This window comes from Paraburkholderia sp. BL21I4N1 (genome assembly GCF_002973525.1).
Lineage (GTDB): Bacteria > Pseudomonadota > Gammaproteobacteria > Burkholderiales > Burkholderiaceae > Paraburkholderia.
The window spans coordinates 349,193-372,176 of the sequence record NZ_PVEN01000005.1; the positions used below are offsets into that span (position 1 = coordinate 349,193).

Annotated in this window: 26 protein-coding genes; 11 read left to right on the plus strand and 15 right to left on the minus strand. The window is 62.4% G+C overall.

What is annotated here, in order from left to right; genetic code table 11:
* The first annotated feature begins 230 nt into the window (after window positions 1–230).
* From lexA to B0G83_RS16150, 3 genes are all read left to right on the plus strand, one after another.
* A complete protein-coding gene (gene lexA / locus B0G83_RS16140; RefSeq protein WP_105508381.1) occupies window positions 231–881 on the plus strand; it encodes a transcriptional repressor LexA in 651 nt (216 codons plus the stop codon).
* Between the two features lie 60 nt (window positions 882–941).
* The gene (locus tag B0G83_RS16145; RefSeq protein ID WP_105508382.1) at window positions 942–1,310 is read left to right on the plus strand and encodes a hypothetical protein; all 369 of its coding nucleotides are present in this window, start codon (window positions 942–944) and stop codon (window positions 1,308–1,310) included.
* Between the two features lie 120 nt (window positions 1,311–1,430).
* The gene (locus tag B0G83_RS16150; protein WP_105508383.1) at window positions 1,431–2,096 is read left to right on the plus strand and encodes a DUF2939 domain-containing protein; all 666 of its coding nucleotides are present in this window, start codon (window positions 1,431–1,433) and stop codon (window positions 2,094–2,096) included.
* A gap of 134 nt (window positions 2,097–2,230) precedes the next feature.
* On the opposite strand, the gene B0G83_RS16155 is transcribed toward B0G83_RS16150, so the two are convergent.
* Window positions 2,231–2,695: a universal stress protein gene (locus tag B0G83_RS16155; RefSeq protein WP_105508384.1), complete on the minus strand. Its 465-nt coding sequence runs from the start codon at window positions 2,693–2,695 to the stop codon at window positions 2,231–2,233.
* 302 nt (window positions 2,696–2,997) lie between these two features.
* Between B0G83_RS16155 and nodI the strand changes: the two genes are divergently transcribed.
* Window positions 2,998–3,912, plus strand: coding sequence for a nodulation factor ABC transporter ATP-binding protein NodI (nodI, locus tag B0G83_RS16160; protein ID WP_105508385.1), 915 nt, complete (start codon window positions 2,998–3,000; stop codon window positions 3,910–3,912).
* Window positions 3,913–4,059: 147 nt separating this feature from the next.
* A complete protein-coding gene (locus B0G83_RS16165; RefSeq protein WP_105508386.1) occupies window positions 4,060–4,899 on the plus strand; it encodes an ABC transporter permease in 840 nt (279 codons plus the stop codon).
* 131 nt (window positions 4,900–5,030) lie between these two features.
* On the opposite strand, the gene B0G83_RS16170 is transcribed toward B0G83_RS16165, so the two are convergent.
* Both B0G83_RS16170 and B0G83_RS16175 read right to left on the minus strand, forming a co-directional pair.
* Window positions 5,031–5,453 carry a hypothetical protein gene (locus B0G83_RS16170; protein ID WP_105508387.1) on the minus strand — a complete coding sequence of 141 codons (423 nt, stop codon included), beginning with the start codon at window positions 5,451–5,453 and terminating at the stop codon, window positions 5,031–5,033.
* Between the two features lie 245 nt (window positions 5,454–5,698).
* Complete coding sequence (locus B0G83_RS16175) at window positions 5,699–6,685, minus strand: LysR family transcriptional regulator (protein WP_105508388.1); 987 nt, start codon at window positions 6,683–6,685, stop codon at window positions 5,699–5,701.
* 185 nt (window positions 6,686–6,870) lie between these two features.
* Between B0G83_RS16175 and B0G83_RS16180 the strand changes: the two genes are divergently transcribed.
* Together B0G83_RS16180 and B0G83_RS16185 are read left to right on the plus strand one after the other, a co-directional pair.
* On the plus strand, window positions 6,871–8,268 hold the full coding sequence (locus tag B0G83_RS16180) for a M20 family metallopeptidase (protein WP_105508389.1): 1,398 nt from the start codon (window positions 6,871–6,873) through the stop codon (window positions 8,266–8,268).
* A gap of 102 nt (window positions 8,269–8,370) precedes the next feature.
* Window positions 8,371–9,654: an MFS transporter gene (locus tag B0G83_RS16185; RefSeq protein ID WP_105508390.1), complete on the plus strand. Its 1,284-nt coding sequence runs from the start codon at window positions 8,371–8,373 to the stop codon at window positions 9,652–9,654.
* A 47-nt stretch (window positions 9,655–9,701) separates the two neighbouring features.
* On the opposite strand, the gene B0G83_RS16190 is transcribed toward B0G83_RS16185, so the two are convergent.
* Window positions 9,702–10,754, minus strand: a complete 1,053-nt coding sequence (locus B0G83_RS16190; RefSeq protein WP_105508391.1) for an NADP(H)-dependent aldo-keto reductase — start codon at window positions 10,752–10,754, stop codon at window positions 9,702–9,704.
* 171 nt (window positions 10,755–10,925) lie between these two features.
* Here B0G83_RS16190 and B0G83_RS16195 point away from each other — a divergent pair, with 171 nt between their 5' ends.
* Together B0G83_RS16195 and B0G83_RS16200 are read left to right on the plus strand one after the other, a co-directional pair.
* Entirely contained in the window at window positions 10,926–11,138 is a 213-nt protein-coding gene (locus B0G83_RS16195; RefSeq protein ID WP_035550621.1) for a DUF3820 family protein, read from the plus strand.
* Window positions 11,139–11,411: 273 nt separating this feature from the next.
* A complete protein-coding gene (locus B0G83_RS16200; RefSeq protein WP_105508392.1) occupies window positions 11,412–11,654 on the plus strand; it encodes a hypothetical protein in 243 nt (80 codons plus the stop codon).
* Between the two features lie 146 nt (window positions 11,655–11,800).
* On the opposite strand, the gene cysC is transcribed toward B0G83_RS16200, so the two are convergent.
* A complete protein-coding gene (cysC, locus tag B0G83_RS16205) occupies window positions 11,801–12,319 on the minus strand; it encodes an adenylyl-sulfate kinase (protein WP_105508393.1) in 519 nt (172 codons plus the stop codon).
* The gene (locus tag B0G83_RS16210; protein WP_105508394.1) at window positions 12,316–13,905 is read right to left on the minus strand and encodes a sulfotransferase; all 1,590 of its coding nucleotides are present in this window, start codon (window positions 13,903–13,905) and stop codon (window positions 12,316–12,318) included. Before B0G83_RS16210 ends, cysC begins: the two co-directional genes overlap by 4 nt.
* Before the next feature lie 355 nt (window positions 13,906–14,260).
* On the opposite strand from B0G83_RS16210, the gene B0G83_RS16215 reads away from it, so the two are divergent.
* Together B0G83_RS16215 and B0G83_RS16220 are read left to right on the plus strand one after the other, a co-directional pair.
* Window positions 14,261–14,611, plus strand: coding sequence for a hypothetical protein (locus B0G83_RS16215; protein ID WP_105508395.1), 351 nt, complete (start codon window positions 14,261–14,263; stop codon window positions 14,609–14,611).
* 364 nt (window positions 14,612–14,975) lie between these two features.
* Window positions 14,976–15,377 carry a hypothetical protein gene (locus tag B0G83_RS16220; protein ID WP_105508396.1) on the plus strand — a complete coding sequence of 134 codons (402 nt, stop codon included), beginning with the start codon at window positions 14,976–14,978 and terminating at the stop codon, window positions 15,375–15,377.
* A 46-nt stretch (window positions 15,378–15,423) separates the two neighbouring features.
* Here the strand turns inward: B0G83_RS16220 and B0G83_RS16225 are convergent, their stop codons facing one another.
* The 9 genes from B0G83_RS16225 to B0G83_RS16260 all read right to left on the minus strand — a co-directional run bounded on the left by B0G83_RS16225 (window position 15,424) and on the right by B0G83_RS16260 (window position 22,983).
* The gene (locus tag B0G83_RS16225) at window positions 15,424–15,972 is read right to left on the minus strand and encodes a 3TM-type holin (RefSeq protein WP_105508397.1); all 549 of its coding nucleotides are present in this window, start codon (window positions 15,970–15,972) and stop codon (window positions 15,424–15,426) included.
* Entirely contained in the window at window positions 15,972–16,454 is a 483-nt protein-coding gene (locus tag B0G83_RS16230) for a glycoside hydrolase family 108 protein (protein ID WP_105508398.1), read from the minus strand. Before B0G83_RS16230 ends, B0G83_RS16225 begins: the two co-directional genes overlap by 1 nt.
* Window positions 16,451–16,627, minus strand: a complete 177-nt coding sequence (locus B0G83_RS38650; protein ID WP_181156895.1) for a hypothetical protein — start codon at window positions 16,625–16,627, stop codon at window positions 16,451–16,453. The genes B0G83_RS16230 and B0G83_RS38650 overlap by 4 nt, the downstream gene beginning before the upstream one ends.
* 104 nt (window positions 16,628–16,731) lie before the next feature.
* On the minus strand, window positions 16,732–17,574 hold the full coding sequence (locus B0G83_RS16235) for a hypothetical protein (RefSeq protein ID WP_105508399.1): 843 nt from the start codon (window positions 17,572–17,574) through the stop codon (window positions 16,732–16,734).
* 62 nt (window positions 17,575–17,636) lie between these two features.
* Window positions 17,637–17,951, minus strand: a complete 315-nt coding sequence (locus tag B0G83_RS16240) for a hypothetical protein (protein ID WP_105508400.1) — start codon at window positions 17,949–17,951, stop codon at window positions 17,637–17,639.
* A gap of 9 nt (window positions 17,952–17,960) precedes the next feature.
* Entirely contained in the window at window positions 17,961–18,701 is a 741-nt protein-coding gene (locus B0G83_RS16245; protein ID WP_105508401.1) for a hypothetical protein, read from the minus strand.
* Window positions 18,702–19,013: a hypothetical protein gene (locus tag B0G83_RS16250; RefSeq protein WP_105508402.1), complete on the minus strand. Its 312-nt coding sequence runs from the start codon at window positions 19,011–19,013 to the stop codon at window positions 18,702–18,704.
* The gene (locus B0G83_RS16255; protein WP_105508403.1) at window positions 19,013–22,405 is read right to left on the minus strand and encodes a host specificity protein J; all 3,393 of its coding nucleotides are present in this window, start codon (window positions 22,403–22,405) and stop codon (window positions 19,013–19,015) included. Before B0G83_RS16255 ends, B0G83_RS16250 begins: the two co-directional genes overlap by 1 nt.
* A 2-nt stretch (window positions 22,406–22,407) precedes the next feature.
* The gene (locus B0G83_RS16260; RefSeq protein ID WP_105508404.1) at window positions 22,408–22,983 is read right to left on the minus strand and encodes a tail assembly protein; all 576 of its coding nucleotides are present in this window, start codon (window positions 22,981–22,983) and stop codon (window positions 22,408–22,410) included.
* Window position 22,984 lies beyond the last annotated feature (1 nt).

Consider the following 22,984-nt stretch of genomic DNA (forward strand, 5'->3'; position numbering starts at 1 on the left):
CGGAGGCCAGTCTATCGAAGAGCTTTCATCATTAAAAATAATGTTTCTTCATTCTTTAATACTCAAAAGTGGTAATGACAGCTGGGCAAGGCGTTGCGGCACGAAAACGGGTGTCGGAGCGTCCTTTTACGGCGTTGCAGCGGCAGCCGACGCGACGAACTTAAAGTAAAGCTTGAATTGCGCCGAATACTGTATAAAAATACAGTCACCTGTTCATACATACAGTGGCCATGACCAAACTCACCGCACGACAGCAGCAGGTTTTCGATCTGATCCGCCGGGCTATTGAACGCACCGGTTTTCCGCCCACCCGCGCGGAGATCGCCGCGGAACTCGGCTTCAGCTCCGCGAATTCGGCAGAAGAACATCTGCGCGCGCTTGCTCGCAAGGGTGTGATCGAACTCGCGGCCGGCGCGTCGCGCGGCATTCGCTTGTTGAGTGGGCCGGAAGACTCGCCCTACCAGTTCACGCTGCCGCACGCGAGCATCATGCAGCTGTCCTTGCCGCTGATCGGCCGGGTGGCCGCGGGCAGCCCGATCCTCGCGCAGGAACATATCGCGCAGCACTATGCATGCGACCCGGCGCTGTTCTCGAGCAAGCCCGACTACCTGCTGAAGGTGCGCGGGTTGTCCATGCGCGACGCGGGTATTTTCGACGGCGATCTGCTCGCCGTGCAGAAAAAGAGCGAAGCGAAAGACGGTCAGATCATCATCGCCCGGCTGGGCGACGACGTGACGGTCAAGCGCTTGAAGCGCCGGCCGAACGGCATCGAGCTGATTGCCGAGAATCCCGATTACGAAAACATCTTCGTTGAAACCGGCAGTGCGGAATTCGCGCTGGAAGGGATCGCCGTCGGGCTGATTCGTCCGGGCGAGTTTTAAGCCACTCCCCCGCATCAACGTCGTACTCACGCTGCATCTTTGCATCGCCTGGAGAGACTCATGGAACGCCTTGCCCGCTTGCTGCCTTTTCGCCAGTTCGGTCGTCTGCGTCATCTGCGCAAGCTGGTGCCCTGCTCGTTGATCGAGGCATCCACGGCGAGCACGCCGTCGCTGTTCGATTCGCTCGACGAGGCGTCGAACTTGCCGGCGGCGCTTTCGTCTTCGCTTCCGTCTTCGTTGCCGGCGTTTGCGCGCGTGTCGTTGAACTCGGGCCTGAATACGGCGGAACCGGCGCGTCGTGCGCCGGTGCGCGTCTATCACGGGCCGTCGCGGCTCATCATGGTCGGCACGGTCGACGCCGTCTGCCGCATGATCGACCGTTGCATCGCCGAAGAAGCGAATGTGCACGGCGCCGTATTCGAAGGCTGAACGATTCGATTCCGAACCGGTTGTCCTGTTGCATCCTGTTGCATTGCCGGAATCAATCAGGGATCGTTTTGGCGTGGCCGCGGTCCACGTTAAATCACACCTGATAGAGAGTCTCACTCAATGGCTGTTTCGACCCGCACAAAGCGCAGCGCTACCCGGCCGCTGATCGTTACGCTCGTTGTGATCGTGGTGATTGCCGCGCTAGGTTTCACGTACGCGTCGCCGTATCTCGCGCTGAACAACCTCAAACGCGCAGCGGATGCGCGCGACGCGCAAACCGTCAACCAGTACGTTGATTTTCCCGCGTTGCGCGAGAGCCTGAAACAGCAGGTGACTGGCTTACTGACGCGCCGGCTCGACGTGCAGAGCAACGGCAATCCGCTCGCTGCCATCGGCGCGATGATAGGCGTGGCGCTGATTGGTCCGCTCGTGGATGCTTATGCGACCCCGGACGGCGTGGCTGCATTGCTGAACGGCATGCCACCGCGTGGCAACCCTGGCGAGCGGCCGCCGGTGCCGCCGGCAGCGGATAATCCGTCAGCGTCTGAGGCACCTACACCAACGCCCGCGCCGCCTGCTGCGCCGACGCAGCCCGAGGCGGCCGGCAGCAACGCGAACCCCGCCGCCACGCCGCCGCAACCGCCGCAAACCACGGCGGGCTACCGTGGCCTCAACGAATTCGTCGTCACGTACCAGCATGGCACGGGCGACGCGCGTTACTCGGCGATTTTCGCGCGCGAAGGTTTGTTCACGTGGAAGCTGGCCGCGGTCGATCTGAACCCGTGACGTCCACGTGACGTTGCCTGATGCTCAATGGCGAGGGGCCGGCGCGGTTCGCCCCGCGCCGCTCAGACAGACCCTGATACGCGTTCGGGGCAAACCAGCAAGCGCACCTGGGCAACGCACCCCCGCTTAATCCATCAAGCTGCCGCTTGCTGCTGTTCCTGCGCGGAAGAACACGCCACCAGAATGCTGCACGAAATGCGGTCGAGCAGCGGCGTATTGCCGGCGCCCATCCACCATCGCGACAAGCCGGTGCGGCAGCGGTGCCCAACCACGACGAGATCGACATGCAGCTCGTTGGCGAGATTGGCGATCTCGTCGATCGGATGGCCGAACGCAAAATGCCCTTGCGCACTGACACCGCGCTCGGTCAGCCAGTCCACGCCTTCCTGCAGAATGTCGCGGGCGGATTTTTCGAAGCTGCCGCACGCCACGTCGGTGAGGAGGCCCGCGCTTTGCGCAATGCTCGAACGCATATCCACCACGGATAACAAATGCGTTTCCGCTTTCAGATCCAACGCGAGATCGGCGCCGCAACGCAGCGCTTTACGACCTTCGCGCGAACCGTCGTAGCACAGCAGTATTTTTTGGTAGCTCGCCATGATTTTCTCCCTTCGCGCGGAAAGCGCGCTTTGAATCAATCATGGTGCGCCGCAATTCAGCTTGCAAGGGATGGAAAACGCTAACTGCGCCCTAAACCGGTGCGCACACCGACGACACGGCAAGAGCGACACCCCGGCACGGCGCCGGGACATCATGCCGCAGTGCAAGAAAGCCCTTCTGGACACCCGGGTGCCAGGCAGCGGCGGCCGGGCGATGTCCTAGAATAGGCAGCCTTCACGGTCATTACGCGCATTACGGCCATCCGCATCAGTCGCCCCTTTCCCGGAGCCTCGTTCGATCCATGTCTGAAGCCGCCATCGAATTCCATCAGGTCAAAAAGCGCTATGGCGACAAGACGGTCGTCGACGGGTTGTCGTTTCATGTCAACGCTGGCGAATGCTTCGGCCTGCTCGGCCCGAATGGCGCGGGCAAAACCACCACGTTGCGCATGCTGCTCGGCATTGCCGCACCAGACGCCGGCGCGATCCGTCTGTGCGGCGAGCCGATTCCCGGCCGTGCGCGTGTGGCGCGAGCCCGGGTCGGCGTGGTGCCGCAGTTCGACAATCTCGATCCCGATTTCACCGTGCGTGAAAACCTGCTGGTGTTCGGCCGCTACTTCGGTTTGAGCGCCGCGCAATGCCGCGCGATGGTGCCGTCGCTGCTCGAATTCGCGCGGCTCGAAAGCAAGGCCGACGCCCGCGTGAGCGAACTGTCGGGCGGCATGAAGCGGCGTCTCACGCTGGCGCGCGCGCTCGTCAACGATCCCGACGTGCTCATCATGGACGAACCCACCACCGGTCTCGATCCGCAGGCACGGCATCTGATCTGGGAGCGGCTGCGCTCGCTGCTCGCGCGCGGCAAGACCATTCTGCTGACCACGCACTTCATGGAAGAAGCCGAGCGGCTGTGTCACCGGCTCTGCGTGATCGAAGAAGGCCGCAAGATCGCCGAAGGGGCGCCGAGCGAGTTGATCGCATCCGAAATCGGCTGCGACGTGATCGAGATTTTTGGCCCCGATCCGGTGGCCTTGCGCGATGAACTCGCGCCGCTGGTCGAGCGCTCGGAGATCAGCGGCGAGACGCTATTCTGCTACGTGAACGACGCGCAACCGGTGCACGCCCGGCTCAAGCAGCGCGCCGGCCTGCGTTATCTGCACCGGCCGGCGAATCTGGAAGATGTGTTTCTGCGGCTCACCGGCCGCGAGATGCAGGACTGATCGTTGCGAGTGGATGCATCGGGCAATCATGCGTATCGCAAGCACACGCTGCATCACCTGCATCACGCAGGCCACCAGCCGCCGCACCTGATCGCCATAACAACGCCCCGGAGAAACTCCCTTCGGGCAAACCGCACGAGACACGCCATGGACGCACGCACCTACGACACCCCGGACCAGGCCCCCAGCGACAAACCCTCGGCGCAAGAACCCTTCGCCGCGTTCCCGACGAACGCAGTGAACTGGGTCGCGGTATGGCGCCGCAATTTTCTGGTGTGGAAGAAGCTTGCGATCGCGTCGATGTTCGGCAACCTGGCCGATCCAATGATCTATCTGTTCGGTCTCGGCTTCGGGCTCGGGATCATGGTCGGGCATGTCGACGGCGTGTCGTACATCGCGTTTCTCGCGGCCGGCACGGTGGCCTCGAGCGTGATGATGTCGGCGAGTTTCGAGTCGATGTATTCAGGCTTTTCGCGCATGCACGTGCAACGCACGTGGGAAGCCATCATGCATACGCCGTTGACGCTCGGCGACATCGTGCTGGGGGAAGTGATGTGGGCGGGCAGCAAATCGATGCTGTCGGGGGTGGCGATCATGCTGGTGGCCGGCTCGCTGGGCTATGCGAATTTCCCGTCGATGCTGCTCGCTTTGCCTGTCATCGTACTCACCGGGCTCGCATTCGCGAGTATCGCGATGATTGTGACGGCGCTCGCGCCATCGTACGACTTCTTTATGTTTTACCAGACCCTGGTGTTGACGCCGATGATGCTGCTGTCCGGCGTGTTCTTTCCGACTTCGCAATTGCCGGTCGCGGCGCGCGCGGTCACGGGCATGTTGCCGCTCGCTCACGCCGTCGATCTGATCCGCCCGGCCATGCTGGGCCGGCCGGTCGAGCATGCCGTTCTGCACCTGGCGGTGCTGGCCGTGTATGCGGTGGGCGGGTTTATCGTTGCGGCCGTGCTGTTCCGCCGCAGGATGATGAAATAGGCTCAGGCCTTCAATGCGGCGAATTCGCTTTGTCGCCGCATGCGCGGCACGCAGACATGGCCCGATGCATTGCCGCGGAAGGTGGGTGCTCGAGCTTCAGCACCCCGCACCCGTGGCGATCAACCCATCGCTCAGTCTTCGTCGTCGGTCCACGGAATATCCACGTCGGAGATAAACGCGACCGTCGCGAACGGTCCGCCATCCTGACGGCCGATTTTGCCATCGGCACGCTGCCATTCGACGCGGAACACGGTGGCGGGATCGTCCGCGATCAGACGCACCGTGCGCACTTCGTCCGGATCGGATTCCTCGACCGGACCGTCGAGCGAAATCTGCAGTTCCTGCGGCCACAGGCCGTCGGCCGGATCGTAGATCTTGTCGCCGTCTGGAATCAGCGTGAAAGCTTCCACACCGATCGTTGCCGAGGCTTCCACGATCATCTTGCCGAGCGCGCGCAGCAGTGCCGTCGCCCGTGCCGAATTCGCCTGACGGATCGCCAGGTCCCCGCGCGTCAGCGCCTGCTCAAGTTTTGGGTTGGTTTTTTGTTGCGCCATTCGATGTCCTGAGTCCTATCGCTCTGTTGTGGACAGCGCGCCTTAGCCGTTGCGCGCCGCTCTCCATTTTTCGGGCTGAATCCTACCACTGGCGTCCCCAAAAGGGACGCCCCGGCGCGTGCATTGCTGCATTGCACGCCGTGCGGCGCAGTTCGACAGCCCGCCCCGTCCACCACAGTTTAGGTCGTGATTCAGGTTCCGGCAGGGACATTTGGCTTTCAATCGACAACGCAGGCAGGCCCCTGCTATATCGCGCCCGGCTTCAAAACCCGGCCGCCACGCGAGCTTCGTTTTCGCGTTGGGTTAGGCTCGCTGCTCTCTGCCGGCCTTGACCCGCCGATTGCCGCGATCAGGTAATCGCGAAACGCCCGCACCGCCGACGGCAGTTCGCGCCCCGCCATGGTCTGCACCTGGATATTGCGCTGGCGCAGTTGCGGATGGGTCAGCGGCATCACGACGAAACCGTCGCCGGCATAACGGTCGCGCACCGACAGCAGGCCCGTGAACATGATCGCGCCGCTCTTCTGCGCGTAGCGGTACATCGCGCCACTGTTGTTGCAGGTGAGATCGGGCTCGAGCAGGATGCCTTCGAGCGCGCAGGTAATGTCGATCAACTGGCGAATCGTGGTGCCCGGCTCCGGCAGTACCAGAGGATAAGACCGCAGGTCGACGAGCGACACCTTCGCGCGCGCGGCCAGCGGATGATCCGCGCGCAGCAGCGCCAGCACCGGCGCACGTTCGGTGTGCTCGACCTTGACGCCCTTCTCCGGCGCAAGGCTGAAGGTCAGCGCGAGATCGGCGTCGCCGTCGCGCACGCGGCGGGTGGCCTCGCCCGGCGACATCACCGAAAGCGTGAAGTCGATGCCCGGATACTGGCTGCGGAAACCCGCCATCGCGGCGGGCAGGAAATCCGCGGCGAACCCCTCCGAACTCACGATCTTGATCATGCTGCCGTGCAGACTCTCGAGTCCGCCGATCTCCTTCACCACGTGTTCCGCTTCGAGCAGGCTGCGCTGCGCGTAGGCAAGCAGCCGCTCGCCGGCCTCGGACAGCGCCATGCCGCGTGGGCGTCGTTCGAACAGGGCTACGCCGAGTTCGCTTTCGAGCCGCGCGATCTGCCGGCTGATCGCCGATATCGCGACGTGCAGTCGCGCGGACGCGTCGCTGATCGAACCGGTGCGCGCGACTTCGACGAAATAGCGCAGTGCGATGCCGTGCAGGGAAAGTGTCATGGGGCTCTCTCATTCGGCAAAACGTGCGACCTCAAGCTTGCATATTGACATGCGCCGACCTTTGCCTTTTCGGCAACGCAAGCTTCGAAATACGATCATTGTGACAAAAAAATCGGCCTCCTAGAATCGGTTCGAAGCTGTCCATCGCCCCGCATCCGCATTCCGCCCCGCATTGGAGACACACCATGAGCCGCAACGAGGCCATCGAACACGCCACCCGGCATTTCGAATCCGGCGCCTTTCTCGAAAACCTCACCCGCCGGGTGGGGTTTCGCACCGAGAGCCAGGAAAGCGATCGCGCCGCGACGCTGCTGTCGTATCTAACCGACGAAATCGCGCCCGAAGCCGAAGGTCTCGGTTTCACGTCGCGCATCGTCGATAACCCGGTTAGCGGGCTGGGCCCCTTCCTGATCGCCGAACGCCACGAAGCCGCGCATCTACCGACGGTGCTGATCTATGGCCACGGCGACGTGGTACGCGGCTACGACGACCAGTGGCGCGCGCCGCTCACGCCGTGGGCCGTGACGATTGAAGGCGAACGCTGGTACGGCCGCGGCACGGCCGACAACAAAGGCCAGCACAGCATCAACCTCGCCGCGCTGGCGAGCGTACTCGCCGCGCGCGGCGGCCAGCTCGGCTTCAACGCGAAGCTGCTGATCGAAATGGGCGAGGAAACCGGCTCGCCGGGGCTCGACGCGCTGTGCCGCGAGCACGCGGACGAACTCGCCGCCGACGTGTTGATCGCCTCCGACGGCCCGCGTCTCGCCGCGCGCCGCCCCACCGTATTCCTCGGCTCGCGCGGTTCGGTGAACTTCAAGCTTTCGCTGAATCTACGCGACGGCGCGCATCACTCGGGCAATTGGGGCGGCCTGCTGCGCAATCCGGCCACGGTGCTGGCCAACGCGCTGGCATGCCTCGTCGATGCGCGCGGGGTGATCGCCGTCGACGGTTTGCGCCCGCCGCCGATTTCCGAAGCCGTGCGCCGCGCGCTCGCCGACATCAGCGTCGGCGGCGGCCCGGGCGATCCCGAGGTCGACGACGACTGGGGCGAGCCCGGCCTCAGCGCGCCCGAACGCGTGTTCGGCTGGAACAGCTTCGAAGTGCTCGCCTTCAAGGCGGGCAATCCGGAGAACCCGGTCAATGCGATTCCGTCGTCGGCCTTCGCACATTGTCAGTTGCGTTTCGTGGTGGGCACCGATTGGCACAGTCTCGAACGCTATCTGCGCGCGCATCTGGACGCGCGGGGTTTTTCGCTGGTGCGGATCGACGTCGAGCGCGGCGCGCCGGCCACGCGGCTCGACCCGGACGATCCGTGGGTCACGTGGGCGGTCGCGTCGCTCGAACAGACTACCGGCAAGAAGACCGCCGTGTTGCCGAACCTGGGCGGCACGCTGCCCAACGAAGTCTTCGCCGACACGCTCGGGCTGCCGACCATCTGGGTGCCGCACTCGTACCCGGCCTGCTCGCAGCACGCGCCGAACGAGCATCTGCTCGGACCCGTGGTGCGTGAAGGCCTGCAGATCATGGCGGGCCTGTTCTGGGATCTCGGCGAGAACGCGCCGCATCCGACATCCGCAGCCTGAGGCAGTCCCGCACGAAAAACCCGCGAAGCCGGGGCGACCACCAGGTCAGTCCCCGAGCCCACGCCATTCGCCCCGCCGCATCCGTTACGAGACACGTTCACGATGATAACGTCCACCTTGCAAACCAGCGCCGCGCGGCCGTCCGCCGCGAAAGCCCATCGCATCATTCTCGCGGCGTCGATCGGCAACGCGCTCGAATGGTTCGACCTCGTCGTCTACGGCTTCTTCGCGGTGACGATCGCCAAGCTGTTCTTTCCGGCGCGCACCGAAGCGATTTCGCTGATGCTCACGCTCGGCACCTTCGGCATTTCGTATCTGATCCGCCCGCTCGGCGGACTCGTGCTCGGTTCGCTCGCGGATCGCGCCGGACGCAAGGCATCCCTATTGCTGTCGATCGCGTTGATGATGGTCGGCACGTTGACGATCGCCGTGATGCCGCCTTATGCGGCGATCGGATTGTGGGCGCCCGCGGGCATCATGCTGTCGCGCCTCGTACAGGGATTTTCGGCGGGCGGGGAATTCGGCGCCTCGACCGCGTTTCTGGTCGAACATGCGCCTGAGCGGCGCGGCTTCATGGGGAGTTGGCAGTTCGCGAGTCAAGGTCTCGCCACGCTGCTCGCGTCCGGTTTCGGTGCGCTGCTGACGAGCCAGCTCACCACCGCGCAACTCGAATCATGGGGCTGGCGCCTGCCGTTTCTGTTCGGCCTCGCGATCGGTCCAGTCGGTTTCTATATTCGCCGCTACGTGGACGAAGGCGCGGAGTTCGCCGCCGAGCCGAAAGCCCGTACCCCGCTGCGCGATCTGTTCGGCACGCAGAAGCTGCGTATGGTGCTGGCGGTCGGCGCGCTGATCGTTTCGACGGCGGCGAACTACATGATCCTGTACATGCCGACTTATGCGATCAAGCAATTGCATCTGCCCGCTTCGACCGGATTCGCGGCGACGCTCGCGACCGGCTTCGTGCTGACGATATTGACGCCGTTCGCCGGACACCTGTCCGATTCGCTCGGGCGCATCCGGATCATGGCGTCCGCTGGCGTGCTGATGCTGCTGACGGTGTATCCGGCGTTTGTGTATATGAACGCGCATCCGTCGTTTGCGACGATGCTGCTCGCGCTGATCTGGATCGGCGTCCTGAAGGCGACGTATTTCGGCGCGTTGCCCGCGTTGATGTCGGAGATCTTTCCGACGCAGACACGCGCGACGGGTCTTTCGGTCAGCTACAACATCGGCGTCACGGTGTTCGGCGGTTTTGCGCCGTTCGTGATCACGTGGCTGATCGACGCGAGCGGCAATAAACTCGCACCGGGCTTTTATCTGATGTTCTGCGCGGCGGCCAGTTTGCTGGCGCTTTATGTGGTGCGGGCGAAGCTGAAGATTCGTTGAACTGCTTCTTCGAGCGTTACCCGCACCGCCAACCCTTCAGCGACGCATCAGGGCGCGGGATTCGGCTGCAATTCATGCAGTGCATCGATTTCCGCGAGGATTTCCGGCGATAGTTTGACGGCGGCGCTGGCGATGTTTTCCTTCAACTGATCGAGCGAGGTCGCGCCGATCAGATTGCTGGTCACGAACGGCCGGCTATTCACGAAGGCCAGCGCGAATTGCGCGGGCGACAGGCCGTGACGTTTCGCCAGTTCCACATAACGCGTGGTTGCCTGCACGGCTTGCGGCTTGTTGTAACGCTGGAAGCGCTCGAACAGCGAGATGCGTGCGCCGGCCGGACGCGCGCCGTCCTCGTACTTGCCCGTCAGCCAGCCGAACGCGAGCGGCGAATAGGCCAGCAGGCCGAGATTGTCGCGATGCGCGTATTCCGACAGCCCCGCCTCATAGGTGCGATTGAGCAGGCTGTACGGATTCTGAATACTGACGATGCGCGGCAAGCCGAGCTTTTCCGCCGCGCGCAGAAATTGCGCGACACCCCACGGCGTTTCATTCGACACACCGATGTGACGCACCTTGCCGGCCTTCACGAATTCGGCGAGCACCGACAGCGTTTCCTCGATCGGCACCGTGTATTCGTCGTCGACCCACGGATACGCGGGGCGGCCGAACGTCATCGTGCTGCGATCCGGCCAATGCAGTTGATACAGATCGACGTAGTCCGTTTGCAAACGCTTCAGGCTGTCGTTCAGCGCTTCGGTGAGGTTCGCCCGGTCGAACTGGTTGCCCGCGCCACGAATATGGCGCGGGTTATGCGGCTGACGCGCCGGGCCGGCGATCTTGGTGGCCAGCACGATCTTCTCGCGCGCGCTGCGATGCTGAGCGAGCCACGTGCCGATATAACGCTCCGTCGAGCCTTGCGTCTCGGCGCGCGGCGGCACCGGATACATTTCGGCGGTGTCGATCAGGTTGATGCCGTGATCGAGTGCGTAGTCGATCTGCGCATGCGCTTCCTGTTCGGTGTTCTGCTCGCCCCATGTCATGGTGCCGAGACCGATCAGGCTGACCTGCACATCGGAGTCGCCAAGTCTGCGGTATTCCATCGAACTGTCCTGTTGATTGTGTGAACGGAGCCGGCGACGTTACCATGTCGGCGAATAGCCTGCAGCGAGGCTAAAATGCAGGGCCGGTGAATCTCGCCTGCTCGTGGCCGCTTGTTGTTCCTTGTCACCCACTTCCCCACTCACCGCGTTTTTTTTGCCGACCTCTGCGCCATGAATCCCGAACATCTCGAACTGCTGGTCACGCGCGTGATGCCCTACGGGAAATATAAAGGCCGCGTGATTGCGGACCTGCCGGGTCACTATCTAAACTGGTTCGCGAGCCAGGGCTTTCCGCCCGGCGAAATCGGCCGGCTGATCGCGTTGATGCAAGAGATCGACCACAACGGTTTGAAGCCTTTGCTCGAACCTTTACGTAAGCGCTGACATCCTTACCGAGGCTTCGAAAAACGCTTGCGCGATACCTGCTCGAGGCGCGCGTTGAAAGCGGTTTGAAGCACTGCCAAGCCGGATGAAAGTCGTTGCGCAGGCAACGTGCAAGCAATGTAGGCTTGTACAAATTCATACAGACTTTTGCTTGCGCCGCGCGCTTGCGTGGACTTAAATCGGCATGTGCCCTTGCGCAGTCCCGAATGCTTTTTGCCGTAGTCTGAATCGTGGTTTGAACACTCCTCCGCACGTGTCATCGCCTGCCTTTTCATGTCTGAATTCAGTCTCTCCGCACTACTGGAATTTATCGGCCACGACCTCTCGCCCGTGCGGGCGGTTCTCGCTTTTTTTCTGATCGGCTATCTGGTAGTCGGACTACCCGTGCATTTCCGCCAGGGCGCCGCGTCGCGCGATATCTGGGGCACCGCCGCCGGCGTGACCATGGCCGCCATTTATGCGGCGTTTATCATCGGCGTGTACCCGGCTTTGCATCATCCGGGCTTGATGCATTGAAGGCGGCCACGGACCTGCGTGAGCCATGGCCGTGCCGGTGGCGAACGCCGGGGCAATGAGCTTGTGCGGGTTTGACGATTGCGCGCCGCGTCGACCTCTGAGCGTTCGCAACGTCGGCGGAAAGCGCGTTATGCCGGCAAACGGCCCTACGCGATATGGGCGAGTAACCGGTCTACCGCCTGATCGACCGGCAAACGGTCGGATTCGATCACCACGTCGGGTTTCAGCGGCGCTTCGAAGGGATCGGAAATACCAGTGAAATGGGGAATTTCGCCACGTCGTGCGCGTGCGTAGAGTCCCTTCGCGTCGCGCGCCTCACACACCGCCAGGGGCGCGTTCACAAACACCTCGACGAAACCTTCACCGACGATTTCACGCGCCGCGCGCCGATGCTGATGCTCGGGCGAAATCACCGCGGCAATCGCGACGAAACCCTGCTGCATGAAAAGCGCCGCGACGTGCGCGACGCGGCGCAGGTTTTCAGTGCGGTCCGCGTGCGTGAAGCCGAGGTCGGCGTTCAAACCGCGCCGCAGCACGTCGCCGTCGAGCACGATCGACGTCTGCCCCCTCTCCTTCAGGCGTTGATGCAGTGCGTTGGCCAAGGTCGATTTACCTGCGCCGGATAGCCCTGTCATCCAGATCACCGCACCACGCGATGCGCTCATGCCGGACGCTCCGGATAGCCTGCATGTGCCGTGCCGGCCGCGTCGTTCAAGTCGTTCACGACAGCCGGTGCCAGCTCGGGCCCCAAGCCATCGAACAGCGGCTGCAGCAGCGCCGAACGCGGCTGCCAACGCTGCAGCGAAGTCTTGTAGATCGGACGACGCACCTGCGTCGCGCTGGCCGTGCTCACCTGTCGCGTGGTCTGATGAAACGACAGGCAGCGTTCGTCCCAGTCGAGCCCGCAATGCGCGAGAATGCGACGCACATGGCCTTCCAGATCGTCGACCAGCTCTTCGTATTTGACTTCCATCATCACGCCCTCGGGTAGCACGCTTTGCCAGTGCTTCATCAATGCATCGTAGGCACGGTAGTAACGGCCCAGTTCGCCGAGATCGTAACCGAACGGCACGTCATGAAAAACTCGCGAAAAAATCGACAGGCAGGTTTGCAACGGCGAACGGCTGCTATGAATAAAGCGCGCGTTCGGCAGCGCCAGATGAATCAGCCCGATGTTGATGAAGTTGAACGGATATTTGTCGACGAAATGCGTATAGCGTTCGCCGTCCGGCATCGTACTCCGGATCTCGGGCAGCGCGTCGTGCATACGCCGCAGATAGTCCGCGCCGAGCGCGTGCAACGGCGCGGCATCGGCGTGCGGCAACCCTTCGATGTCGATCCTCAACGGATCGCCGGCGCCGCGATGAATACCGCTCACCAGTGCCTCGCCGAATTCCGTGCGCTCGCCGGCGCCGAACACCTTCGGATGACTCGCCAGAATCTGTTCGATCAGCGTGGACCCCGAGCGCGGCATACCGACGATAAAAATCGGCGCCGCGCTCCGATCGCCCAACCCGCCTTTGGCCGCTAACACCTCCGCGCCGAGCAACTGCGGCAAGTGCGAGAACAGGCTCAACGCCTCCGCTTCGACATAGCGCACGCCGGGGCGGCGCAGCGCATTGGCCATCAGAAACTGATCGAACGATTCGTCGTTGCGGCCGATGTCGGACAACGCCTGACCGTAGGCGAAGTGAATTTCCGACTGATTCTCCCGCGTCAGCGAATCGGCATGGTTCGCCAGATGCTCCATGGCCGCGAACACCGGATCGTCGACGGCGAGACGCTTGGACTGCACGAAGTTGCGGTAATAGAGCGGCGCCATCGGCGCGGCTTCGATCGCGTGACGGTAAGCTTCGTGAGCTTCGTCGAAAAGGCCGAGCGCGTGCAGACAGTTGCCAAGATTGTTGTGCGAGCCGTCGGCCTTCGGATTGAGGCGCACGGCTTCACGATACGCGTCCAGCGCCGGCTCGAGCCGACGCATCTGCTCGAAGCACCAGCCGAGGCCGTGATACGTATCCGCGTTCAGCGGATTGAGCGAGCTCGCCGCGCGGTATGCCTGCACGGCTTCGGGATAGCGGTTCAGGACGGCGAGCGTCGCGGCGCGGCGCTCATGGACGATAGCGTTGGAGGGGTCGAGCGCGCGCGCGGTGTCGAAGCGCTGCAGCGCGCCTTCGAGGTCGCCGCGCGCGGCGCGGGCTTCGCCTTCGGCGCACCATTCGGATGCGGTAGCCGGTTTTGGATCGTGCTTCATTGACGGCTGTTTCTTTCGCAGGCTGCGCATTAAGCGGTCCTGGCAGTGGGCGGATGCGTCCTTGTCGTTCAGCACGGCGCGGGCGCAGAACACGCGCTGAACTCAAGGGGTATTGTCTGACGCGAAATTAACAGGCCCGCCATACAGTTGCGTTTCGAAATTTTAACTAACTGTTACAACACGAAGTCGCGGTGATACTTTGGAAGGCCCCTGCGATGCGTGGCGGCTAAGGCATTGCATCTCTGTCGATGCTCCGTCGATAAGGATGGCGATCGACCGGCCGTAATCTGCGGACACAAATGGCGCTGAACTCCCGCGTGCGCGATTTTTCTCATTCTTATACCAGGAGAAAATCGTGAGCAGGCTCATTGCATCGATGGCGCTGTTGGCGGTAGCGGCAAGTCTCGTCGGTTGTGCGGTCGCGCCGCCGTATGGGTATGGCTATGGGTACGCGCAGCCGTATTACCCCGACTACGGTTACGGGTATGGACCGCCGTATGGGCCGGTCTATGGTTCGGTCGGGATCTGGGGCGGCTGGGGTGGCTGTTGTTATTACCGTGGCGGCGGCTACTGGCATGGCCACGGCGGGTGGCACGGTGGTGGCTGGCATGGCGGCAGCGGCGGCTATCACGGCGGCGGGTACGGTGGATCCCATGGCGGCGGCAGTTCGTGGAGCAGCGGCGGGTCGGGAGGACGTGGGCGTTGAGGCGGGAGCGCGATTGTTCGGCGTCTTTCTGAGTTGCTCAGCGGCGCGGAGATCGAACGAGCAACGTCAAAATCAAAACAGACTGCCAAAACAAAAACGGCGTTGTGATTGCTCACAACGCCGTTCGTCAAATCCATTACTGCTTGAATTCTTTGGGGTGGCTGATGGGGCTCGAACCCACGACAACAGGAATCACAATCCTGTATATCCATACATATTTAGTAAGGCTTTGCGGTCGATGAATGGGAACGCAAAGGAAAATTCAGGCCTTGATTAACAAGGGTTTTTCAAACCTCGTTCCCATAAATTGTCGCCTCCGGGCTCCGGGATATACTGTACATCCATACAGCTATTCGAGCTTGCCGTGACCCTGCCACCTTTCACCCCGCCGACGCTCGCTGAACTGCGCGAGTGGTATCGGCTGTACGGAGAAGCCGAGGATCTGAAGCGCCTCATTCTGGAAGTCCAGCACTCACGCGAACTGCTCGCGCATCTGCATTGGCTGCTGCAGAAGGCGACACGCGTCGCGGAGCGAGCTGAGTTCGGAAGGCTTATCGGCGGCGAGGATGCGCCCCTGCGCGCCGCTGACACGGCAGTCAGCGCGGAGATGCGCCGGATAGGGCCGATCGGAGGAAAGGGAAAGCCGGAACACTGGCGGCCAACGCCCAGGTCGGCCGCAGACATCGCGCCGTTCTCAATCGACCCGGACGACCCGGCAGACCGTGCGGCGCTCATCATTGCGCGCGGTCACCAGCGGCGGCGCTAACGCTATTTCGCGCCCGTCGGCTCCCGGCCACAGCGCGCCGACCACGCTAACCGCGCATGTCGCTCTTGACGCTAGGATCGGCCTGCATTTTCCCGCGGAAAAAACTCGCCACACCGAGCACTCCACCAATCGCGACCCATGCCTCGGGTGGGATGTTCGGCTGAGCAATGTTCGGCCACCAACCGCGTAGCACAGGGATGATGAAATACGCGCCGATCCACGCAAACCCGAAACAGAAACCGACGAACGGCCGCCATCCGTAGGTCGGCCAGTGATCCGCCTTTGCCTCGACCTGCATCGTCTGGTTGACCGTCGCGGTATTGGCCTGATCGGCGGCAAGTTCGGCCTTCTCGACGTCAGCTGCAATCTGCGCGAGTTGCGCCTGCTGATCGAGCACCGCCTTCTGAAACTGCAGCGAGAGCGCCGGGTCGGCCTGGATAGCGGCAAGCGCCGCATCCGGAGCCGACTGGCCGGTTACGACTTGCGCGATACCAACGACCTTGCCGGCAACATCGGCGGCCTTGGAGCCGCCGAGCCAGCCGGCGATCATCGGCGCGAACTGTGCGAGCGCCATTGCGATTGGAATAAGCGGCATTACGATGCTCCTTTCGTGAGGTTGTTGGCGATGCGGTTGGCCCAGCCCTTGCCAAAGCTCGACCATGTCGACAGTGAAGTGAAATAGCGCAGGCGCAGCGCATTCCAGCGCAGCATGAAGCGCAGCGGGTCGGTGGCCTGCACCGCCGCGATCGTCGCGGGCCCGATCAGCCCGTCGACCTTCGCGCCGGCGGCACCCTGCATCCAGATCACCGGATGGCCGCCGTTATAGTTCGCATCGAAGATCTGGAACGCGACGCGCGCGTCGAGCTCGTCGAGCCGCAGCGGATCCCAGTACAGCTTTTTCGCGATCACCTTCGCGGTGTCCCGCGGTAAATCGCGCATCGCGCCGGCGTAGCCATATGCTCGAGCAACGCGTAGCGTGACGCCCCACATGGTTTCGCCGCCCGGGTCGGCAGCGTTATTCGAATATCCGCCCTCGTTGCCGATCAGCGCATCGAAGGCGTCATCAAAGCTGGTCATTTGCTGAACCCCCTTGTTTGGAGAAATGCGTACGCCAGCGCAGCGAGCCCGAGCGAAGCCACACCGCCGAGCGTCCACTTACCGAGCGTCGCGAACTGCTTGTCGAGCCACTCAGTCAAGCCTTCCTTGAGTGCGTTCTTTACTTCGTCTTGCGTCAGGCCTTCTACTGGCATGGTGTGTCCCCGGTCACGGGCAAAAGCCCAATAAAAAACCGCCCGAAGGCGGCCAATAAAAAAGCCAGCTCGAAGGCTGGCTTTGCTTGAGGCTAGATTACGGCCTACGTCCCGGTCGCCGACGCGCCACTTGCCGCGCTGGCGGATGCCGCCGACTCCTTGTATCCCGCCGCGATCGAATCAGCGACTGACTGAACGACGAGATTTTGAATGTAGGCGTCGGGCGTCCTGCAGTCGGCCCCAAAATGCTCAATGCCCGGCGATGTGGCCGTAGGCTCGGCCGTTCCGTTTCCGAATCCAAAGCTGACGCTTGTTTGGCCGATGAATCGCAGCGCAGCGCCGTTGGAGAACGCCTGTATGAGAGCTTTTTGAAGTGCGGCCGAGGCTGAATCGAGCGCATCGCAGGTTTGAACCGGGACCACGGCGAATACGGCTTTTCCAGCGACAGCCGCCCATTGCGAAAACACTACCAGGTCGGCGGCGAACTGGCTCATCGCGGCTTGCTGCGCCGGATCACTCGAAGGCGTCACCATATCGTCGAGCTGAAAATTGACGACGACCCATTCGCTCGGGTCTTTTGTGAGAAGCGCCGGCGACGGTGCGACGCCGTTGTACTCGGTCGTGACGAGCTCGTGCAGCGTCGTGCCGTCCATCACTTGCGCAGTCACGTCGGCAGTCACGCCGCGCGACGCGAGCGCATCCTGAAGCGTTTGCACCGTTGCTTGGGCATCGGATGCGCCGGTATCAGGCGCGGACGCCGCCCTAGCCGCTGCAGCAAGCTGCACGTGCGCAGTCGCGCCTGAGGATGCCGAAACAAGCGGCTTGCCGTACATCGAGATCGTGAGCGGCTTGGCAGCCTGCAGCGGCGCACTTCCGCCGTCGCTCCCGCCTCCGCACGCCGCCAGACAACCCGAAAACAGCGCTGCCGCCACCATGGTTTTAATCATTGTTCCCCGCCCCGGATTGATTTGTTAATTGCCTTACAAAAGTTTACATGCAATTTGTAAACTCACGCAACGATTTCTGCGCCAGCAAAAACATATCTATTCGGATAGCTTGACGCGCTGCCGTCTGTCGGTGCGGCAGCAACGAGCGACGACTCGGCGAACTCGCGCGCGTCGACGCCAGCGCCCGGCAGTTCCGAGATATGGATCTGCTGGGTGTACATGGCGAACCTGCCGGCGTCTTTGGCCGCGCTGTCTAGATACGACGCGACTGTCGCATTGGTTAGGCCGGAAACGTAATCGAGCGCCACTTGTTGGACGACGTGATAGCCAGCAGATGCGCCGGTCGACGGCGTCACATAATTAATTCGGAACGGCATTTAATCCTCCTAGATATTGCTTAAGTCAACGGCCATGAATCGCCAATCCCATTGCGAGCCGAAGCACACGTCGTTACTTGGGTGAGAAGCGCCTCCGAACGAGTAATACTGGTACAGGAAGTTGACGGCGTTCCCGGCAGTCTGTAAGGCGCTGATGTTGTAATTTCCGGTGCTCCCGCTAGACATGCCGATCAATGACGTGCCAATTGCACCCACGCCGATTTTCGATACCGTCGGGTAATTCCATGAATATGAAACGGTGTCGACGTGCGGCAATTGGCCGAATCCCGGCCCCGCGCCGCGAACGTTGCCGGCCTGAACGTCGATTACTCGGGCCATGCGCTGCCTGGCGTCTGCGATCAAAGTGCCACTCTCATCGAACACCTGCAGGCCGTACCCGGCCCCGCTCGGCGCTGCGGCAGCAGACCGGTCGAATATGTAGACGGCTATCTGCGCGGCGGCACTTGCCCACAGAAGCACGTTCCATGTGTTGCCGCTCGGATTCGTGACTTTCAGGATCGTCGCGTACGCATTCGGGCTGTACAGCACGATCAGCGGCGATACGGCCGACACAGAGAACGAACAGACATTCCCTTGCGCCGTGTATTGAGTGCTCCCGTTTGACTTCATCATCGGGAACGTCCCGGCGGCGGCAGTCACGGCCAACGTCTGGCGAAGCACATAATTCGATGTGGCGCCGTCAATTTGCACGAGGCCGGAATCCGTGAACGCCTGAAAGCCTGCAGTCATTTAATAGGTCCCATAGAACAGCGTTCCCGATTGGTAAATGTCGTATTGCGAGCTATGCTTCGCTGCGTACGTCCAGGTTAAAGTGCTCCCGCTGATCGAGAATTGCGGGCAGATAACGCCGCCCGACAAGTAACCCTCGCCAATGCACACTTCCGGCTGGAACGAGACGAAGCCGCCTTGCGCAAACCGGGAATCAACGATGCTGCCGCCGGTCCCGTTGATGTACTGCGAACTGATAATCCGCATCACGCGGTACGACGCGTCGAGCACCAGATTACCCGACGCGTCCCAGATTTGAAGTCCTGCCGCCATCACCAGAGCCCCAATCGAACGCGCAGCGTGCCGTTGCCGTCGTACACCAGCAACGTTGAATCGCTCAGCGTGAGATAGCCACTCCCGCCGTTCGCCCCATTCATCGTCAGCGTTCCGTTCTTGTCGAGCTTCCACCGCGGCTGGCCATTGGCGCCGACGGCGGTCGATTGGATGATGTCGCCGATCATCGCGTTCTGGATCCAGCTCGTACCGATGAACGCCTGACTGATGAATACCTGCCCGCCCTGCACGACGAACGGTGAGCTCACTGCACTGCCGTTCGGGTCGAGGATAGCCACGCGACTCGCCGATAGCAGCACCGTCGACTCGACGACGCCGCTGCTATTGTCAACGCCCACGCCGATCCCGGCGATGTAGGTGTGCCCGTTGGACGTGATCTGCGTCTTGATCTGGTACGACGCGGCCACGCGGCCGTTCAAATCTGCGTACGAGCTCGCCACTGTCTGCACTGCCGCGGCATTGGCATTTGCCTGCGCCTGCACCGTCGTGATCTGCGATGCCTGAGCACTGTCCGCATCAACGCGCGCTTGCGTTTCAGTCTGAATCGTCGCGAGCAGCTTCGCACTTGTCGACGCGATTTGCGCTGTCGTCGTTTCAAGATCTCGCGAGAGAGCGAGATCGCCCTCGGCGCGTGCCGACTGCTCCGACCACACACCAGCGTAGACTTGAGTCGATCCGGCATAGTCGCCCGTGGCGCCGGCCATCGCCGGAATGACGACCTGCGCACTGACCTGGTCGAGCCGGGTTGAAAGCGCCGTGTCCCCTGCGGCGCGCGCCTGCTGCTCCGTGGTAATGGCGGCGGCGTTGTCCGCGACTGACTGCTGGATGCCGGGAATCGCCTGGATCGGTGCAAGCACGTCCTGCGCGAGCTGTCCCTGCGTAATCTGATTTGTCAGGTACGTCAGGATCTCGGTTGCGTCGCTGCTGCTCTGTCCGTTGACGCCAGCTCCGGTCGGGTACCACGGCCCGATATTCCCCGACGTGTCGACGAGACGCCCCCAGAAAAAGAACGAGCGGCCGGCAGCCAAACCCATCAGGCTCGCGCGAGCCTGTGGATAAGCGTAGTCGGATAGCTTCACGGCAGTGCTGCGATCGCTCGTCTGGCTGTACCAGATTTCGGTTCGCTGAGTGTCGCCGGCGGAACCGTCCGCAGGGAAAGCCCAGTCGAGCTGGATCGCAAAGACCTGCGTTGTGGTCGCAAGCGATACGAGTGACGGCGGCGGACTGGTCTTTCCGGTCAGCGCCGTGTCCACGCCATAGGCGGGGACCGACGTAACGCCCATCGCATTCACCGCACGCACTCGCGCGAGATATGTGCCCTGATAGATTCCCGCGACCTCGACCTGCAGGCCGCCCGTCGAGTTGACCGTAACCCACTCGCCGTTGTCCTTGCGCCACTCGGGCAGATACGAAACAGCCTTGTCGGCAGAATTCCATGCGATGACCATGACGGTCTTCGAAATGCCCTGATCGATCACCGAATACGTCGAAGTCGTCACGCCAGTCGGCGGCTGCTGCGCCGAAGGCGGAACTACCGTCACAGGCCGCACCTGGATTGCCGCTCCATTGTCGATCGCGGCATATTTGCCTGGTTCGTGCTGGGTCGCGTTGATGGTGTATGTGGTCTGGTCGTTGTCCGACGATTCTTGAATGCTCACCACCCGGAAAAGCTGCGTCGCAAGGTCTGCGCTCTCCAGCATCCATACCGCGTCCGTAACCGGGTCTTGGTCGTACGCCGACGAGACCGTCACCGTGTCGCCGTCGACCGACGAGACCGCGCGAGCCTGCGCGACACCGGTAGGCAAAATCGCGGTGAGTGTGTCTCCCGCCGAGACGACCGGAGCCTTATCGAGAGTGATCGCCCTTCCCGCCGCCGTCCGGATGCGGCCACCAATGCGGCGCCCTGCCTTCGCCGGGTCCGCAACGCCAATGATTTTCCCGGGCGCGCATAGCGTCGCGTCCAGCCCGACAGAGAATGAGACGGTGTTGGTCTCATAACGGCTCGTAAGCAGCATCCACCGCCCAAGCCGGTGCGCCTGCCCCTGTGACGTTGTACCGAACGCCGTGATCTGCGCCTTGACGACGCCGTATCGAGCGATGCCATCGTCATCAGGGACCGGCTCGACAGCCTGCTTGAACTGGTTCGCCGGGTCATTCCAGCTTACGAGCGCGGTCGTATATCGCGTCTTGCGCTCCGACCCGACGTATTTGAACTGGCCGTCGATGACGTTGGCAGCCGTGTAGACGTAGTCCGGATCTGCAGGTATGTCGGCAGCGGCCACGACAGAGCCCGGTCCCCAATAAGCGATGCCGCGAAACGCAGTGGCCAGATCCTGCAACACCTTGTACGCGTCGGCCTGCGTCTGGATTACACAGTTGCAGGTGAATCGGGGCTCCTGGCCACCCTTGCCGTCCGAGACCATCACATCGCAATACTGTGCGATCGCGTAAAGCCCCCACTTGTCCACCATCGACGCGTCGACGCGATTGCCGAGCCCGTAGCGCGCATTGAGCACCAGGTCGTAGAACACCCAGGCCGGGTTGTTGGACCATGCCGTCTTGAACGTGCCGTCCCACGCCCCCGAATACACCCGCGCCTCGGGATCGTAGTTCGTCGGCACCCGGATCATAAGACCCTTGATGTCATACGAGCGAGTCGGCACCGAACTGAACGACTGGGCGTCGAACGACAGCCCGACCAGCGCGCTCATCGGATAGCGGAGCTTGCGGTCGATTACTTCGGTGATCGCTTCAATGTTGATCGTATCGGCGATCAGCGAACTGTGAGCGTTCGGTGTGATGCGGCGCACGCGTACCAACCAGCTCGTCGTCGCGGCCGGCAACTCGATGCGTACGCTGCGTTCGTAAAGCGATGTCGTCTTGCCATCGAACGCGCCTGACGCCACTTGGGCATACGAGCCGCCATCAACCGCGAGATCGATCGCATACTCGATGCGGTATCCAGTGACATTCCCCGTCGACGCGTCGGACTTCTGCAACGCCGGCACACCGAACCGGATGCGCACCGCGGTGAGCTGCGTATTCTGGATCTGGTGGACCCACGGCGAATCCGACGTCAAAGGCGTGCTGACGGCAGTCTCATTCTCGACCGCCGGGAAACCCGACAGATACGTCTGATCCTGGGTGCCTGTCCGGGTATCGACGCTGTAGTTCGAGAAATTCGTCGAGCCGTCGCTATTCTGAATCGGCGTGCCGTCGAGAAACACGGATTGAAGCCCGTTCGCAAGACCGGCGATCGGCCCCTCGGAGATGACGTCGAGCACCTTGGCGTAGGCGATCGAGTGCAGGCTATCCGGCGACTCGCTGGGCGTGCCGCCCGAGCCCCCTCCCTTCGAACCTTGGATGCGCATATCTAGTTCTGGTCTTGGGCGAAGATGCCCGAGCTGATGACTTTGGAGCCGACCGTCATCCGGCCGTACACCAGTGGAACGGGCTCGCCCTGCGCCGCGCTATTCACGGGACCATTGAAGTAATAGGACGTCCCGTTGTTGGGACCAGCCCCGGCGAGCCCGCTGGTTTGCGGGCTGAGCATCTGCATGACGCCGCCGAGCATCATCGAAGCGCCGAGGCCGATCAGTGTCGAGCCGCCGAACTCGCTGGTGAAGACTCCGACGACGACAAGCGCGGCGCCAAGAATGGTTTGAAACAGGCCGCCGTTCTTGCTGCCGATGAGGATAGGTGCGATGCGGATTTCGTCGCTGCCGACCGGATGCTCGATCTCATCGTCGGCGACGTTGCGCCGGCCGTGAAAGACGGCAAACGTCAGGCCGTTGTCTTTGGCGTTCATCATAAATTTCTCGAAGCCCGGCACCGTCACGCACAGCGCGCGCACCGCCTCGCGCGTCGATGACACGGCCAGCCGGTGAATGCGGCCGAACCGCGTCCCCGCGACGCCATAGAGGCGTACGGTTCTGAGTGTGTCGCTCATA

Bases quoted from the DNA above. Each gene is read 5' to 3' on its own strand.
- cysC (WP_105508393.1), bottom strand. From the start codon at position 12,319: ATGAGCGCATCGCGTGGTGCGGTGATCTGGATGACAGGGCTATCCGGC.
- B0G83_RS16150 (WP_105508383.1), top strand. From the start codon at position 1,431: ATGGCTGTTTCGACCCGCACAAAGCGCAGCGCTACCCGGCCGCTGATC.
- B0G83_RS16195 (WP_035550621.1), top strand. From the start codon at position 10,926: ATGAATCCCGAACATCTCGAACTGCTGGTCACGCGCGTGATGCCCTAC.
- B0G83_RS16245 (WP_105508401.1), bottom strand. From the start codon at position 18,701: ATGACTGCAGGCTTTCAGGCGTTCACGGATTCCGGCCTCGTGCAAATT.
- B0G83_RS16225 (WP_105508397.1), bottom strand. From the start codon at position 15,972: ATGCCGCTTATTCCAATCGCAATGGCGCTCGCACAGTTCGCGCCGATG.
- lexA (WP_105508381.1), top strand. From the start codon at position 231: ATGACCAAACTCACCGCACGACAGCAGCAGGTTTTCGATCTGATCCGC.
- B0G83_RS16155 (WP_105508384.1), bottom strand. From the start codon at position 2,695: ATGGCGAGCTACCAAAAAATACTGCTGTGCTACGACGGTTCGCGCGAA.
- B0G83_RS16190 (WP_105508391.1), bottom strand. From the start codon at position 10,754: ATGGAATACCGCAGACTTGGCGACTCCGATGTGCAGGTCAGCCTGATC.
- B0G83_RS16240 (WP_105508400.1), bottom strand. From the start codon at position 17,951: ATGCCGTTCCGAATTAATTATGTGACGCCGTCGACCGGCGCATCTGCT.
- B0G83_RS16165 (WP_105508386.1), top strand. From the start codon at position 4,060: ATGGACGCACGCACCTACGACACCCCGGACCAGGCCCCCAGCGACAAA.
- B0G83_RS16180 (WP_105508389.1), top strand. From the start codon at position 6,871: ATGAGCCGCAACGAGGCCATCGAACACGCCACCCGGCATTTCGAATCC.
- B0G83_RS16255 (WP_105508403.1), bottom strand. From the start codon at position 22,405: ATGCGCATCCAAGGTTCGAAGGGAGGGGGCTCGGGCGGCACGCCCAGC.
- B0G83_RS16185 (WP_105508390.1), top strand. From the start codon at position 8,371: ATGATAACGTCCACCTTGCAAACCAGCGCCGCGCGGCCGTCCGCCGCG.
- B0G83_RS38650 (WP_181156895.1), bottom strand. From the start codon at position 16,627: ATGCCAGTAGAAGGCCTGACGCAAGACGAAGTAAAGAACGCACTCAAG.
- B0G83_RS16200 (WP_105508392.1), top strand. From the start codon at position 11,412: ATGTCTGAATTCAGTCTCTCCGCACTACTGGAATTTATCGGCCACGAC.
- B0G83_RS16250 (WP_105508402.1), bottom strand. From the start codon at position 19,013: ATGGCGGCAGGACTTCAAATCTGGGACGCGTCGGGTAATCTGGTGCTC.
- B0G83_RS16145 (WP_105508382.1), top strand. From the start codon at position 942: ATGGAACGCCTTGCCCGCTTGCTGCCTTTTCGCCAGTTCGGTCGTCTG.
- B0G83_RS16260 (WP_105508404.1), bottom strand. From the start codon at position 22,983: ATGAGCGACACACTCAGAACCGTACGCCTCTATGGCGTCGCGGGGACG.
- B0G83_RS16230 (WP_105508398.1), bottom strand. From the start codon at position 16,454: ATGACCAGCTTTGATGACGCCTTCGATGCGCTGATCGGCAACGAGGGC.
- B0G83_RS16175 (WP_105508388.1), bottom strand. From the start codon at position 6,685: ATGACACTTTCCCTGCACGGCATCGCACTGCGCTATTTCGTCGAAGTC.
- B0G83_RS16170 (WP_105508387.1), bottom strand. From the start codon at position 5,453: ATGGCGCAACAAAAAACCAACCCAAAACTTGAGCAGGCGCTGACGCGC.
- B0G83_RS16235 (WP_105508399.1), bottom strand. From the start codon at position 17,574: ATGATTAAAACCATGGTGGCGGCAGCGCTGTTTTCGGGTTGTCTGGCG.
- nodI (WP_105508385.1), top strand. From the start codon at position 2,998: ATGTCTGAAGCCGCCATCGAATTCCATCAGGTCAAAAAGCGCTATGGC.
- B0G83_RS16210 (WP_105508394.1), bottom strand. From the start codon at position 13,905: ATGAAGCACGATCCAAAACCGGCTACCGCATCCGAATGGTGCGCCGAA.